Annotated in this window: 10 protein-coding genes and 1 tRNA gene; 6 read left to right on the top strand and 5 right to left on the bottom strand. The window is 54.9% G+C overall.

Features of this window, described 5'->3' with window-relative positions; genetic code table 11:
- Nucleotides 1-16: 16 nt before the first annotated feature.
- A complete protein-coding gene (rplU, locus tag FHR70_RS17245; protein WP_183452392.1) occupies nt 17-409 on the bottom strand; it encodes a 50S ribosomal protein L21 in 393 nt (130 codons plus the stop codon).
- A 263-nt stretch (nt 410-672) separates the two neighbouring features.
- Here rplU and FHR70_RS17240 point away from each other — a divergent pair.
- The 5 genes from FHR70_RS17240 (at nt 673) to FHR70_RS17220 (ending at nt 6,089) form a co-directional block, all read left to right on the top strand.
- Nucleotides 673-762 (top strand) — tRNA-Ser (locus FHR70_RS17240).
- A gap of 348 nt (nt 763-1,110) precedes the next feature.
- Nucleotides 1,111-2,328, top strand: a complete 1,218-nt coding sequence (locus FHR70_RS17235; protein ID WP_183452391.1) for a site-specific integrase — start codon at nt 1,111-1,113, stop codon at nt 2,326-2,328.
- Nucleotides 2,329-2,635: 307 nt separating this feature from the next.
- A complete protein-coding gene (locus tag FHR70_RS17230; RefSeq protein ID WP_183452389.1) occupies nt 2,636-3,433 on the top strand; it encodes an 8-oxoguanine DNA glycosylase OGG fold protein in 798 nt (265 codons plus the stop codon).
- Between the two features lie 52 nt (nt 3,434-3,485).
- On the top strand, nt 3,486-4,268 hold the full coding sequence (locus tag FHR70_RS17225; RefSeq protein WP_183452386.1) for a DUF4145 domain-containing protein: 783 nt from the start codon (nt 3,486-3,488) through the stop codon (nt 4,266-4,268).
- Between the two features lie 1,272 nt (nt 4,269-5,540).
- Nucleotides 5,541-6,089 carry a recombinase family protein gene (locus FHR70_RS17220; protein WP_183452384.1) on the top strand — a complete coding sequence of 183 codons (549 nt, stop codon included), beginning with the start codon at nt 5,541-5,543 and terminating at the stop codon, nt 6,087-6,089.
- A 1,317-nt stretch (nt 6,090-7,406) separates the two neighbouring features.
- Here the strand turns inward: FHR70_RS17220 and FHR70_RS17215 are convergent.
- Together FHR70_RS17215 and FHR70_RS17210 are read right to left on the bottom strand one after the other, a co-directional pair.
- Nucleotides 7,407-8,054: an HNH endonuclease gene (locus tag FHR70_RS17215; protein WP_183452382.1), complete on the bottom strand. Its 648-nt coding sequence runs from the start codon at nt 8,052-8,054 to the stop codon at nt 7,407-7,409.
- Between the two features lie 83 nt (nt 8,055-8,137).
- Complete coding sequence (locus FHR70_RS17210) at nt 8,138-9,115, bottom strand: MrcB family domain-containing protein (RefSeq protein WP_183452380.1); 978 nt, start codon at nt 9,113-9,115, stop codon at nt 8,138-8,140.
- Nucleotides 9,116-9,548: 433 nt separating this feature from the next.
- Here FHR70_RS17210 and FHR70_RS17205 point away from each other — a divergent pair, with 433 nt between their 5' ends.
- On the top strand, nt 9,549-11,234 hold the full coding sequence (locus FHR70_RS17205) for a DUF6538 domain-containing protein (protein ID WP_246408241.1): 1,686 nt from the start codon (nt 9,549-9,551) through the stop codon (nt 11,232-11,234).
- Between the two features lie 13 nt (nt 11,235-11,247).
- Here the strand turns inward: FHR70_RS17205 and FHR70_RS17200 are convergent, their stop codons facing one another.
- Nucleotides 11,248-12,282 (bottom strand): lysozyme inhibitor LprI family protein, encoded by a 1,035-nt coding sequence (locus FHR70_RS17200; RefSeq protein ID WP_183452378.1) that lies wholly within the window; start codon nt 12,280-12,282, stop codon nt 11,248-11,250.
- A 414-nt stretch (nt 12,283-12,696) separates the two neighbouring features.
- Nucleotides 12,697-13,728, bottom strand: a complete 1,032-nt coding sequence (locus FHR70_RS17195; RefSeq protein WP_210277668.1) for a COG3904 family protein — start codon at nt 13,726-13,728, stop codon at nt 12,697-12,699.
- Nucleotides 13,729-13,872 lie beyond the last annotated feature (144 nt).

Below are 13,872 nucleotides of genomic sequence, written 5' to 3'. Positions count from 1 at the left end.
GTGTTGAGCCGAGCGCTTATTCAGCGGTGGCCGGCGCAGCTTCGTCAGCCGCAGCCTTGGTGGTCTTCTTGGCCGCAGCCTTCTTGGGCTTCGCGCCACCGGAGAGGATCTCGGTGATCCGCACCACGGTATAATCCTGGCGATGCCCGCGCTTGCGGCGCGAATTCTGGCGACGGCGCTTCTTGAAGGAGATGACCTTCTCGCCGCGGGTGTGTTCCACCACTTCGCCGGCCACGGTCACGCCCTCGATGAGGGGGGCGCCAACCTGGGTCGAGCCGTCGTTGGTGACCATGAGAACCTGGTCAAACGTGACGGCGGTGCCCGGCTCGCCTGCGAGCGTGGCGACGGTGATGACGTCGTTGGCGGCAACGCGATACTGCTTGCCGCCGGTCTTGATCACTGCGAACATCTTGATCCTCGTGTTCAAACCCAATTCTCAGCGGGGATCACCCCGCCGGATTGGCTTTTTGGCAGTTTCCGGCTTCGGTTCACGGCAGCCTCAAGCTGCCGCACGGATATGCGCAGGCACTCGTGCCCGCCCATAGAGGACGCCTATCTACGGGCGAGCCTGGTCTTTGTCAATCAAAAACCTTGCTTTTGGCGCTTGAAGACCTGCCAAGCCCATGATATCCACCCGGCCTCAACCAGCGGGGCATCAGCCCTTCGCGACCCGGAGAGGTGGCAGAGTGGTTGAATGCACCGCACTCGAAATGCGGCATACGGGCAACCGTATCGGGAGTTCGAATCTCCCCCTCTCCGCCATATTTTCCTAACGACCATGCATTTGTGATTGACCCGACTTGAGCAAAGTCGGCCCAAATCTCGTTGTATTTCAAACGAGTGCGGTGCATTCAATTAAGGCTCAAACGTCTCTCCTCACCCTCCGAGACTATCAAAGACCGTTGGCCACATGTCAGTTAGTTGGGACACTGTTCGGCAAAAGTCGGCAAAGTCTCTGCAACTTTGGGAATACTGCTCTCCACCTGATTTGCGCTTCTGACTACTGGCATCGCTCCGCCATGGTGGCTCGGATAGTGAACAGCGGCGGTGTTGCCTGCTGATCGGAATCAGTCTCGTTTCAGTCCTCCTATCAATTTGTGGATTGGCGAGATGAAGGGCCCATTCGGCAGCTACCTTCCTGTTCCAGGTTCAAGCGGACGAGCCTCAATCTTCCAGGTCAGCGGTAGTCCATACTGGTATCTCTATACCCGTCTCGATGGCCGAACAGTTAGGAGGAGCACCGGCTGTGTAGAGCAAGACTTGGCCTTTGAGTTCGCTCGTGCCTTCCTTCAAGACCTCGAAATCGGAGCCAAAGTGCTTCCAGCTACCTCTAAGGCTCCGACGTTTGCGGAGGTCGCCGGAACTTATCTAGCGGCAGAGCAAAACAGGGCTTCGCTCGGTGAGGTGTCCGAAAGGTCAATTTATGAGGAGGGCCTCAAGCTTCGATCCCATATCTTCCCGGTTATAGGCTGCTTCCCTATCGATATGGTTGGGAAAGCCGCCGTGAACGATTGCCTCCTCCGGTTGCACAATGAACGAGGCGTGAGGACAACCACTCGGAACAAGTACCTTGTCGTGATCCGCAAGGTACTCAAACACGCTTGGGAGGCGGGTATAATTCCCGGTTTACCGTCCCTCCCCTCGTCTCGTCGTGACGATCGGCCAAGAGACCACTTTACACACTCCGAGGTTGCCACGCTCGTCTCCACTCTCCAGCGTCTAGTTTCGGCCGATGAGCCTATCCGGTACATGCGGAGTGGCCGCTTCCTCCGATACATTCGGCTGGATCAGGACATCGTGGATTACGTGGTCTTTGCCGTGAACAGCTTTGTACGACCAAGCGATTTGAAGCTCCTTCGGCACGGCCATATCAGATTTCACAATGAGGACGAGACAGAGGTTCTTCTCATCGACCCTGTGCGATCGAAGACAGTACGTCGGCTGTCCATGACTATGCCGAGAGCCGCCGAAGTCTATCGAGCATTGCTCCGACGGAGGATAGAAGAAGGCATTGCCCATAGCTCTGATGATTACGTATTCCTTCCTACGATCCCCAATCGGACATATGCCCTTGCAGAGGTAAGGAGACTATTCGATCACGCTCTCAATCTTCACCGGATGAAGCGAGGTGCCAACGGTACCCGGACGCTTTACAGCTTGAGACACACAGCCTTTGTTGATCGCCTTGTGAATTCTAACATCGATCCCATGACCCTTGCCCTTAACGGGCTGACGAGTGTTGAGATGCTGCAAAGGCATTATCTATCTCATGTTGATGCACGGCTGAAATTTGGGGCGTTTATCAAGTCCCGCCAACCTTCAGAATGAATATCGATTACTTCTCCGCAACCAAGTGGCGGTTCAGTCGAATGGGAAACACCTGCCCTCCCGATCGGAACACAAGCTCCATCCAGTCGAACTCTGGATCAGTGGCATGGATGACCGCATGATGGTTCGGATTCCTTCCAGTAATACAGAACAGCTATTTTTCCATTCTCGAAAGCAGATCGGAGCCGGTTAGGGGAACACCGCTCTTATTGATGTTGTGAGAATGATTGCTCCACAAGAGTTTCACAAAGCCCGTCTCCCGGTGTCTTCTTAGGACAGCAGGTGTAGCTGGACCTTCAAGGGCACCTTGAACTACATTACAGATGGGAAAGATTCAGGGCATAAAATGAACATACAAGATTGGGGCGCACCCGATTGGGAGAGAGCACGAAACTGTTACGTTTACCCACCAGCCCGACTCATCCGGACGCTTGATGAAGGCGCAACTTCATTTCAACACGGCAACTTGACGCTTACCAAGGATCTCTCGCTTATCGCAACCTCGGATAGACACACACTCGACGAGTTCCACTCGAAGTTACTCTGGTCCGACGGCTTCGAGGACAATTTACACGGACTCTTATCGGTAGTGTTTTGGGGCAACTACGCCGGTTCCGACCCTACAAAGGGTCCCAATGGCTTTGCCCTTGCTCGAACAAAGTGGATGGTGGAGGGCAAAGCTGGAAAGCCGAAACCCTCTATGAACACGCTAGAGGCAGCTCTACGAGATGGGCGCACTCATCTGAAAGAGGGGCGCCTCGATCACGCCCTCAAAGCATTGATGGGCATTCCGAACTTGGGCATGTCTTTCGCATCAAAAGTTCTGATGTTCCTCGATCCGAGCCGAGCGGTGATCTACGATAGCAAGATAGCCGAGAAGATTGCTCGGCTTGCTCAACTCGATCGCACGTGGGGATCCAGGGTCGTGAGTGTGGGTCTCGGATATACAAAATCGAAGGGTAGTGCCTACACATCGTGGTGTGAGTTTTGCATCGATACAGCGGCGGAATTGAATGCAAAGGGATCCACTTGGTTGGAAACTAACGGAACAAAGAGGCCCTGGAGAGCTGTCGACGTGGAACGGTCTATTTTTGCCTTACTCTGACCACGTAACCATTTTCCAGACGATCAACCAAGAAATTTCTGAAGCATAAGAAATGACGAAGCATACACCTCCCACATTAGGCACTGACTCTTTCAATTGTCCTCATTGTGCTGCGTTGGCCCATCAGCATTGGTATAAGCTTTTGGCAGAACCCTTCGAGCGTGAAGTTCGTCCCTTTGTCACCGATGAGGGCACAATTGAGGACATCCGCAAGAACCGAAACTTGGATGAAGAGCAAAAGGCCTCGCTTCTCAAATGGGCCGAGAAGTCCAGATCAAGGCAACCTTTCATCGATCGCCTTGACTCCGGGATGTGGTCCCAAAGCGAGGTCGGTAATTTATGGCTATCTCGGTGCTTTAGTTGCCGAGGGATAACTGTGTGGGTTGGGGACAAGACCGTCTATCCAGATGTGAAGTTCGAAGTCGCTCCAAACGAGGATCTCCCGTTGGAGGTGAAAGCTGACTTTGAAGAGGCAGCGATCATAGTTCAGCACTCACCACGTGGAGCGGCAGCACTTCTCCGCCTCGCTATTCAACGGCTCCTCAAACACCTTGGCGAAAAGGGCGACAACATCAATGAGGACATTGCCTCATTGGTGAAGAAGGGTCTGAATCAAAGGATCCAGCAAGCGTTGGATATCGTCCGGGTCATTGGGAACAATGCAGTTCATCCTGGTCAGGTGGATCTACGTGATGATCGGGAAACAGCAATCAAGTTATTTGGACTGGTAAACTTGATTGCAGATCAGATGATTACCCAACCCAATCAGATCGACTCTATGTTCAATGGACTCCCTGAAGGTGCCAGAAAGTCCATTGAACGTCGTGATCAATAGATCCCAACAGAGCTAGAGGTTTGAACGAGCGAAGCGAGTGAACCTTGGTGAACGAAGTGAACCAAGCGGAAATCGCTGATGACCTAGCTACATTAAGGCTTGGAGATCGAGACTCATACGGCCCTTGGGCTTGCTGGCATCAAGTTTGACTTGAACCTTCACGTTAGTGAAACGGCCGCTTTGCGGCCGTTGCTTCGCATACCCTAAAGTAGAACCATGTTGGTAGGATCGTCATCAAAATCCTAGTGTTTTGATCCATGTTTGAAGACACACTTTCCCTGTCACGGGGAAACGTGTCTTCGGGGTCTTGATCCACGTCCCGATAAACACTCCTCGTTGGCACAACCTTTTCAAGGTAACGGGGCGTCAGCCTGTCTCCGCTTTACGTGCCGCTTTCCGTATTTCTACGCTGGCGGGGTCAATCGGCGCTAACGAGGCAACAATCCGATCGATAAGGTGTTGTGGATGGTTCACAGAGCACCGATGCTGTCTTTCGACTTCTATAACGAAGCTGTTCTCGCTCCGTGGAGAGCGCAGAACAGTGCCCGACCGCTAGGCTATCAACAGTTGCCATCCGTTACCCGGAGTTGTTGTTGGAGGGCTCATTAAGCTGGCTCCCTCAAGCCAGGGACGAGTGTCCACGGTTCTTGTAAGTATTTAGACAACAGCTGCTCGTGAGCTGTGACACCTTTATATTACAACATAACATATGCGGTGTCAAGTGAGAGGCTTTGCCTACAACTTCCCGCTATGCGCTGAACCTGAAGAGAACTCGTCCAATCACATCTAACTTCTTGTTCATTGCATCCTGCCTCTCACGATCCGACTTTGCTCGGTCATATTGCTGTTGAGCTAGGCGAAACGAAACTTCGTCTATCCGATGAGTTGCCGAAGCATACGCCGATAGGCCTTCATCGATTGGACCGAAGAGGTCCTCTTCGATCTGTGCTTGCTGTTGCAGATCTTCATGGTCGAGCGATGCTACGTCCGAGCCATCTTCCTTTGTGTTCTGTTCGTAATAGGTCCTGAACGGTATCAATTTGTCTATCCACTTCGGTGCCAGTCGGTAGGTCGATCTGGTTTCAGTCTTGTGTCCACACGATGCCCGCTGTGCGTTTCGTGCTCCTACTGTTCTATGTAGACGTCTCGCTTGGGTGTACTTCAGCGAAACACAGCCTTGAGACACCCTCGTCGTCTCATTAGGGTTGACTCCTGATTTGCGAGACATGATGGTAGAGTGGTCTAGAGCCTAATGAGACAGTTTGAGGAACTATGGCTACCTACGGCTATGCGAGAGTATCAACGAGCGACCAAGATCTGACCGTTCAAATTGAGGCTCTGAAAAGGGCGGGATGTGAGATCGTCCGCTCCGAGAAGATTACCGGCACTACTCGTGAAGGACGTACAGAGCTGTCCACGCTCCTCGACTTTATACGAGCTGGCGATGTTCTGATCGTCACACGCATTGATCGCTTGGCACGGTCAGTCGCCGACCTTCAAGACATCGTGCGGATGGTTAAGTCCAAGGGGGCATCTCTAAAAGCAACGGAACAGCCGATCGACACAGGCACAGCGGCGGGGAAAGCGTTTCTCGATATGCTCGGCGTCTTTGCTGAATTTGAGACGAACCTAAGGCGAGAGCGTCAGATGGAGGGTATCACAAAAGCCAAAGCTGATGGGGTCTACAAGGGGAGGAAGCCTTCGATTGATGTTGGTCAAATCCAGGCGTTGAAAGCACAAGGACTTGGAGCATCAGAGATCGCCAAACGCCTTAGGATAGGACGTGCCTCCGTTTACCGGCTTCTTAGAGGGGAAGAATGAGTCCTTCCTTCCACGCTGTTGAAGTTTACTCCCATAGATCGCCTCGCCTCTGCTTGACGATAGAGTATGAGCGGAACGCTAGGCGGGCCTTACAGGCCGAGACTTCGGATCGAAGATCTCCTAGTGCCTTACTCAATTGACTACGTGAGACGTGTGAACTGTGCCCAACGATGACCTCTCGTAACCGGAGATCATTTGAGAAGGGTGTAAAGTATAATCCCGGCTTCTCTCCATCCTCATTCCCTATCGGTACGAAACACCGGACCTCATTTTCGTACCGCCAGTGACGAAACTTGGTAGAGAGGATCTGTTTAACGTGGTCGGTTGCCGGCCCTCCCGGCCCCATCAATATGGGTAGATCGGGCTTTGGAAGTTGCGATTTGTAGATGACAGGGGTTAGAAGCTCGTCTGGTATATCGAAGCCTAGGCACAAACCACGATGCCGGTCAGCATAGTGGCTCCACTGAACGGGGTTCTTCCAATCTCGACTAAAGCAGAGAAGACCGAACGCTTGAGCAAGTCGACTTTTCAAGGACTTGAAGTCACTCCGAAGCTTTGAATTAGTGGAGTAAATACCGAGTTCAAAAGGATCATTGAGATCATTGAGCGTGGCGATCTTGAGTCGACGCCGTTCTAGATTCTCAAGTCCGAACTGTTGATTTACAAAGTGGTAGACCCGCATGACCCTAATCTAACAAAAGCGATCAAACCAGATAGATCTTCGGTCGATCAAACAATCTCTAGAGCGGATTCAATAGCGGTTTCCCGCAAGCGACCTCACCTCGTCGAAGTCTATCTTCTAGGCTACGGGCATGGCCTCCGCTCTCCATCGATACCCACCTGAAGCCCAAATTTGCTTTGATGTAGTCACGTGTGGCTGCATCTAGTGACAGAGTGCGGTCGGCAATCTCCGATATACGATTGTGGAGATTAGGGAGAACGAGCCAATCAGCAACATAGATGCAGAATTGATTGCCGCTACGTCGGCCGCTTGCATGGCTCTTCAACCGACCGAACGGGCCATCCTTCCCATTGCCTTCGTTCCCTCCCTTATAGCTACGACCTGCATGGCCGGCATAGATGAATGAACCCTCTCGGTTCCAAATCGTGTAAGTGATCGCTCCAAAATTTGGCACATCACCTGTCGGCCAGTTCGAAAACCAATGAATAGGACCATTCACCAACCTATTAGCATGGTTGCTTTCCTCAACGTTCCCGTATTCAGCAGGCTCGTACATTTCCCTATCGCACTGTCCTGTGGCGTCAGCCTTCAAGTATCCTGACCCTTTAGCAGGGCCAACTCATCCCATGCGAGGATCACACCTCATCGTCGATGACCGATTCGAAGATCGAAGTATTGTGGTAGTTCAGAAACTTAGGATCGATCGTATGCCCATTACGTTTGGTGAGCATTGCCTCATCAAGCTTGATTGCCCCGTAGTCGCAAAGAACGTGATGGGTAGGGCAAACCACGAGGATGTTTTCAGGAATATCAGGGCCATTATGCGGCCGGCCCAAAGGCCGAATGTGGTGTGCTTCCGAGTAGGATTGACCAGCCGACAGCTGAATGACGGTGCTACAGATCTGACATGTATTTTGGTGAAGCTTCTTCACCCTCCGAGCCATCACTGTATCACGCAAGATACGGTACGTTTCCATCCTAGCTAAAGGGCTATCTGGTTCAGCCGAGTCGACCGCAACAGGGGTGAGGCGCTCCAGTGCACGTAAACCCCATACGCCACCCCCGATGCCGTTAACACTGTAAAAGAGGTCGAAGCGTCCTTGGTAGCTCTCCGAGTCCGAAGAATTGTACTCTAGCTCCCTTCTTACAACCGCTTGCCATGACGGTGGCAATGTGCCCCCGTTGCGGCGCCGAATTTGTTCGACAGCATTGTAAATTACCTGGAGTGCTCCCTGGCCGCCAATCGCTTCCAGAGCCGCTTGGACATCATCCCGCCATGCCATTTATAATTAACCTGATTCTTGTTCTGTTCGACAGTTAGCTTAAGTGGTTGGCCTGCTTTATGAGATCCGATCCGCTATTGGACTCAAGCCGCAGAAGGCGGGCTCACAGAGGTGTGGAGTAGCGCCCTTAACGCATTGAGGTCCGATGGATCTTCCATACGGTGGATCATTCGGTGACAATTCGAGCACAGGACAGCGAAGTCTTTAGCTGTGTCGTAAGTGACCGCTATTCCTTCTTCGAGCTCACTAATTGGCCGAAGATGGTGCGCTTCGATGTATCCGGCTCCGACAGCTCCATAAGTCTCGTTAAAGTCGAAATCACAGCATTGGCACCTTGTGCCATGGTGCTTCTTAGCGAGACGAGCGGCGGAACTGTTGCGTTCGATACGGCGGTGAAAGCGATAGCGTCTAGTCTCTATGAGCGATGTCGGCTCCGTACCAGAACCTTCTTCATGTGCTCCACCTTCGGCAGACGGATCTAAACCACCCCGGAATGTCAAAGCCCGGTATGCTCTCACGAGCACCTGAAGATCAGCCTGAAGCTGTTCTTCACTTGGCATAGATCCGAGTTCATAGGTGAAACCTAGTGCATGGCCGGCCTCATAGTCGGCCGGCAAAACTCTTGAGGAGCCAAGATAGATGGGCTTTGCGGATATCTTGGCACTGAATTCAGGCAAGCGACGCCTCATCAAGCCGGCTCGATCCTGAAGCACTTCACGGGTTGCTCCTCCGAACTCGGCTCGGACGGCTGTCGTACCTTGATTTAGAGAGAGATGAACCACCGGCTTGGAAGCACTAAACAGGTAAACAACGTAGTATCCTGTCGTCGCACCTTTCGTTACAACAGGGTCAAAGATTGAGACCCACGGCACAGTGGCCCAGTTTCCAGCTCCGGCACTACCCTCAACTATAAGGCCTTTCCCTTCTTTACTAAGGGAGTCTTGGACAGCTTGTTTGAGGTCTCGTCGAACAAAGAAGGCCATCGGGTGGCCGCCAACGGGTTCGAGAACCGCATCTCTATATCCTGATAATACGTGCTCAAGAGCACCACGCAAATTCACAGCCCCGCCCCTAGAAAGTTCCCCTGCTCGATCAAATCAGACCGAGATCTCCGTTGTCTACACTTTAGACACCGTGGAGCCGGGATCCCTCGGCGTAACAGAACTTTTCAACAAGCTTTTTTGGGAGCATCGTGAAAGCAACTCATAGGGGAAGTACAGTTCATGTACTTCTCAAACGTCTCTCAGATGTGAGCCGATGCTATTTGGCATCCTTTCTTGAAGTCATACCTCGATGTCGCAAACAATATCAGCCCGACGAGCAGCGGGTTTAACTTGAGAGGAGCCGCACTCGAAATGCGGCATACGGGCAACCGTATCGGGAGTTCGAATCTCCCCCTCTCCGCCATTGCCTTCCCAATCCCTTGATTCTGCTATAGGATTCTAGCCGTGCAACGGCTTCGTGGCGCCCTGTGCTACACAAGGGTGCTCCACAATGGCGCTTGGCATGGTCCGTCCCCAGCGGCACCGCAAGACCGGGGTCTACCTCTTCCGCCAGCGCGTGCCGGCGGACCTGGTGGCCGTCGTCGGCAAGCAAGAGGTGGTCCGCAGCCTCGGGACCAAGGATCCGGCCGTTGCCCGGGCGCGCTTTCCCGCCGTCGCGGCGGAGTTCGAGGAGCGCTGGAAGAGCCTGCGCCAAGGCCTGGTCGCCCTCAGCCATGAGCAGGTCCATGCCCTGGCCGGCGAGGTCTACCGCGAGGAGGTCGTGGCCCACCGGGCGAATCCGGGCGGGACCGAACTCTGGGTCTTTGCCCTCGCCTTCGACAACCTGATCCACTCGGTCCGGCAGCGGCAGCGCAAAATCCCGTCCGGACTCCTGCTCACCACCGGCTGGACCGAGGCCGAGGCCCTGGCCCGCGACCGCTACGGCCCGCGGGTGGACGACCTGCTCGCCAGGCACGGCCTCCAGGTCAGCCCGCAAGACCGCAAGCGGATCATCCTCGCGACTGCGGAGGCGATGCGGGACGCCCACGCCCAGCTGCGCCGCAACGCCGAGGGCGATTACCGGCCCGACCCGCAGGCCGAGCGCTTCCCGGCGCCGCAGCGTTTTGGGCCCCCGCTGACCATGGAGGAGCTCTGGGAGGCCTACAAGAAGAGCAAGCAGATCAGTCCGAAGACGGTCAAGCGCTGGGAGCCTGTCATCCAGAAGATGGTGGCCTTCGTCGGCGTCAGGGACGCGCGCGATGTTACGGAAGAGGACCTGATGCGGTGGCGGGACCACCTTCTGGAGAGTCCGCAGCCGGACTCCAAGAACAAGAAAGGGAAGCCCCTCGGTCCCAAGACGGTCAAGGAGGTCTACATCGCCGCCGCCAGCGCCGTGTACGGCTGGGCCAAGGGACAAGGCAAGGTGAAGGCGAATCCGGCCGGCGAGATCGAGGTCACGGTGCCGAAAAAGGTGGAGAGCCGCGGGAAGGGGTTCACGGATCAAGAGGCGCGGATGATCCTGTCGGCCGCGCTGGCGCCGCCGAGCCCGCTGATCACGCCGGAGCATGCCGCCGCACGGCGCTGGGTGCCGTGGCTGTGCGCCTACACCGGCGCACGGGTCAACGAGATCACCCAGCTCCGTGGCCAGGACGTCTTCGAGGACTCGATGGTCCGGATGGAGAATGGCCGCAAAGTCGAGGTGACGTTCTACACCATCAAGATCACGCCCGAGGCCGGAAGCGTGAAAACCCGCCGGTTCCGCATGATCCCCCTGCACGACCACCTGGTCGAGCAGGGCTTCATCGACTTCGTCCAGCAGCGTGGCAAGGGTCCGCTGTTCTATGCGCCCGAGCGGCAGAAGGAGGGAGTCTCGGGGCAGAACCCCACCTACGTCCGCGTCGGCCAGAGCATCGCCTTGTGGGTCCGCGGTCTTGGGATTGATGATCGCGATGTTCTGCCCAACCATGCATGGCGGCATCGGTTCAAGACGGTGGGGCGCCGATGCGGCATGGATTCGGCGAAGCTGGACGCGATCCAGGGCCATGCCCAGGCCAACGAGGGCGGAGGATACGGCGAATTCCCGTCAGACGCGCTGAAGCCCGAGATCGACAAGCACCCTCGGTACGAGGTCACGGCGGCCGAGACGACCGACGGCCGGAGGACCCGGTGGAGCAAAGAGAGAGCCAGCAGTCCTTAGGAGTCCTTCCGCCTCAAGGCGTCTGCCGGATGGAGCTAGAAGGCTTGGCAGGATCGAACCCTATGAGTTCATAAATTCTGGCCTCATTGGCTAAGAAGAGGCAAAGTGCAGCTTCACGCGTGTCGATATAGCCGAGCTCGTCCGGTATCAACCCCGAACATTTGTCGTTTCTTCTGTTGATCCAAGCGATCTGCTCTGCCTTCAAACGGGGCTTTTCGTCATCATTCGATTTCTGGCGTCTTGCATCATAAGCTCGCCCCAATACGCTGTCGGAAGCCATCAACTCTTTGTCCATGCAAAGCAGTTTTTCCACTTTGGTTCGCGCTTTGGTGCAATCGAAACTCGGCCCGTAGGGTCTAGTTTTGATCCCCGAACTGGATGTAAATATGTATCCATCCACGCACGCTTTCTTCCCGCCGTTATTGGGCAGGGGCTCTCCGATTGCATGGTAGTATCCGAAGCAACGCGCAGCTATCTCGCCCATCCATTTCATGTCAGACGGATTGTACAGGTCCATATACATATCGACTGTCCCGTGCGGAAAACCATTCGACACGACGAAATTCGCAATATCTTCATTGCAGACTTCAGACCTTACCCCCTGACTGGAACAAGAGTGGATACCTAAAAGGCTACCCTTTGTAAGAATCGAGTACTTGCCTGCCGGGAATATCACTTGGGCGCAAGCCGACGCACATTCGTGATCGGCGACCACAATTAACTGGCTGAGCTTTACTATCTCTGCCACTTTCTTTGCCTCGGCAACACTGCCACCAGGACTCTCTATTGACAGGATCTCGACTGGCAGCGAGCTACTTCCTATAAGCTGCTGCATCTTTTGGGCATCGCCCGCTTCAATCGGGCCCCGAGCAAACACAGCTGCACTTGTGTGATCTTTTGAGTTTTCCAGCTTGAATTCCATTGCAGATGCAGCGCCAATGCAATGGAAGGCTACAACCGAGCAGAACAGCAATGAAGCACTGGTCCTTTTAAGCGCCAGCAGTGACCTCAACCCAACGCGCATCATCTGTTCAACATCTCGCCCCATAACGGCCTCTCAATGCCTATCCGAACGCAGGACGCGAGCACAACATCTCGGTGTCGTCTTCAACGTGAGCCGCGGCATATCGGGATGCCGCCCCGTTCTCAAACTGCCTCGCAGAAGTGTTCGTCTTAGACGGCCTATGAGGATCCGTCAGCCAACTGATAGGAACGAGGATAGCGATTCGACGTGCCGGTGCGGAATATTTCGGTCAGTCGCCTTTCTCCCTTCGGAGCAGGTCTCCGGATCTGTCGAGCCCAAAGCCCTGGGGAAGTCTATTCGAAGTCTTTCGTAGAGACGTAAGCCTAAAGCTGTGCGATGGAGCGGTGCTGCCCAAGCCCGGGCCCGCTGGCGACCGAAGCCAGCCAGGCTTTGCCTCTCTGACTTGAGAATGCCGATTATTGCTCCCGAGAGGCTCTCTTAAGAGTCCTTCGCAACGACCTTACTAACCTCTTCGATGATTTGCCTGCGGACACCATCCCACATGATGGTCAGACGCATGCTGGCCACGCCTGCAGCGGATTTCCGCCTTTCGTCGCTGCGGGCGGTCCAATTGACTAGGCCTTCCACCGTGCAAGTTTGGCCGCCGGGGGCGCAGGAGACGCTCAGGGTCTCCTCACGCCATTTGTAGGACCGCTTGGGCCATCGTGCCCCGTAGTTAACCTTCTCCCGTACGATCTGGCCCCGGGGAACGGTCTTGTTGTGATAGAAGACGGATGCGGCATAGGATTCTTCAAACAATTCTGAAGTCGCCCCAGCGTACGATCCAAGTTTCTCGAAATATTCATGGGCGAACTGACGGGCCAGGAACTCCGCGGACAGTGTCGGCGCCGGGCTCGCCGGGGCTGGTGATTCCTGGCGCGGCGCTGAAACGGCCGGAGGACGATCTTCTGTCTCGTTTAATATATCAATGCCGAGAGTTTCCGCCTCTCTCCGGCTGAGCCAGGTCATGGAGCTTGGTGCAGCCATGGTTACGTAGACGATGGCTTGGTCTGAAAGCCCTAGATTGCTGAGGTATGCGCCCAAGAGAGCGTTTCCGACCCCGGTCTCGATGGCGGCGCCGTTTTCCAGCCTATAGGCCGCATGGAACCCGATTTTGGCATCACTGCCCATCATCCGCGGTGTGCCACCCAACCATGCAATCGCGCATGCGGAGGCGCATTGGCTTCCGACCGGCACAACAGTTGCAAGCCCGCGCAGGCGGATTGCGGTGCCCATCTGAATGCCCGCGTGAAGGCTCCCCCCATTGCTGTCCAGGGCAACCACCCCTTTTCGCACCCCCGCGATCTTCGATTTGAAGACCTCTATGTCGGAAGCCACGAAATCGCCCGTCACGATCACGATTGTCGAACCATCCGGGAGAGTACCGGTCCGGATATCGGCGGCGGCAGCCTGTTGAGACAGCGTAACGCCGAAGCAGATCGCCAGCGTCCTGAGTAGTGTTCGCGACATCATATCCATTGGTTGGAAAGGGGTTCGTGAAGGGCAGCGGGAACACCACGGCATCATCCTGGGCGGTTCCTCTGCCAAGAGGCCGCCCAGGACCGAGATATACCCAATACAAGAATAGACGATTCAATGCCTATCCCGCCACAC

Origin of the sequence: Microvirga lupini (genome assembly GCF_014191055.1) — a bacterium.
Classification (GTDB): Bacteria; Pseudomonadota; Alphaproteobacteria; order Rhizobiales; family Beijerinckiaceae; genus Microvirga; species Microvirga lupini_A.
This window is presented reverse-complemented; position numbering and strand designations above follow the sequence as displayed.

Excerpts from the sequence above, each read along its gene's own strand:
- rplU (WP_183452392.1), bottom strand. The coding sequence starts at position 409 with ATGTTCGCAGTGATCAAGACCGGCGGCAAGCAGTATCGCGTTGCCGCC.
- FHR70_RS17235 (WP_183452391.1), top strand. The coding sequence starts at position 1,111 with ATGAAGGGCCCATTCGGCAGCTACCTTCCTGTTCCAGGTTCAAGCGGA.
- FHR70_RS17225 (WP_183452386.1), top strand. The coding sequence starts at position 3,486 with ATGACGAAGCATACACCTCCCACATTAGGCACTGACTCTTTCAATTGT.
- FHR70_RS17220 (WP_183452384.1), top strand. The coding sequence starts at position 5,541 with ATGGCTACCTACGGCTATGCGAGAGTATCAACGAGCGACCAAGATCTG.
- FHR70_RS17215 (WP_183452382.1), bottom strand. The coding sequence starts at position 8,054 with ATGGCATGGCGGGATGATGTCCAAGCGGCTCTGGAAGCGATTGGCGGC.
- FHR70_RS17205 (WP_246408241.1), top strand. The coding sequence starts at position 9,549 with ATGGCGCTTGGCATGGTCCGTCCCCAGCGGCACCGCAAGACCGGGGTC.
- FHR70_RS17200 (WP_183452378.1), bottom strand. The coding sequence starts at position 12,282 with ATGGGGCGAGATGTTGAACAGATGATGCGCGTTGGGTTGAGGTCACTG.
- FHR70_RS17195 (WP_210277668.1), bottom strand. The coding sequence starts at position 13,728 with ATGTCGCGAACACTACTCAGGACGCTGGCGATCTGCTTCGGCGTTACG.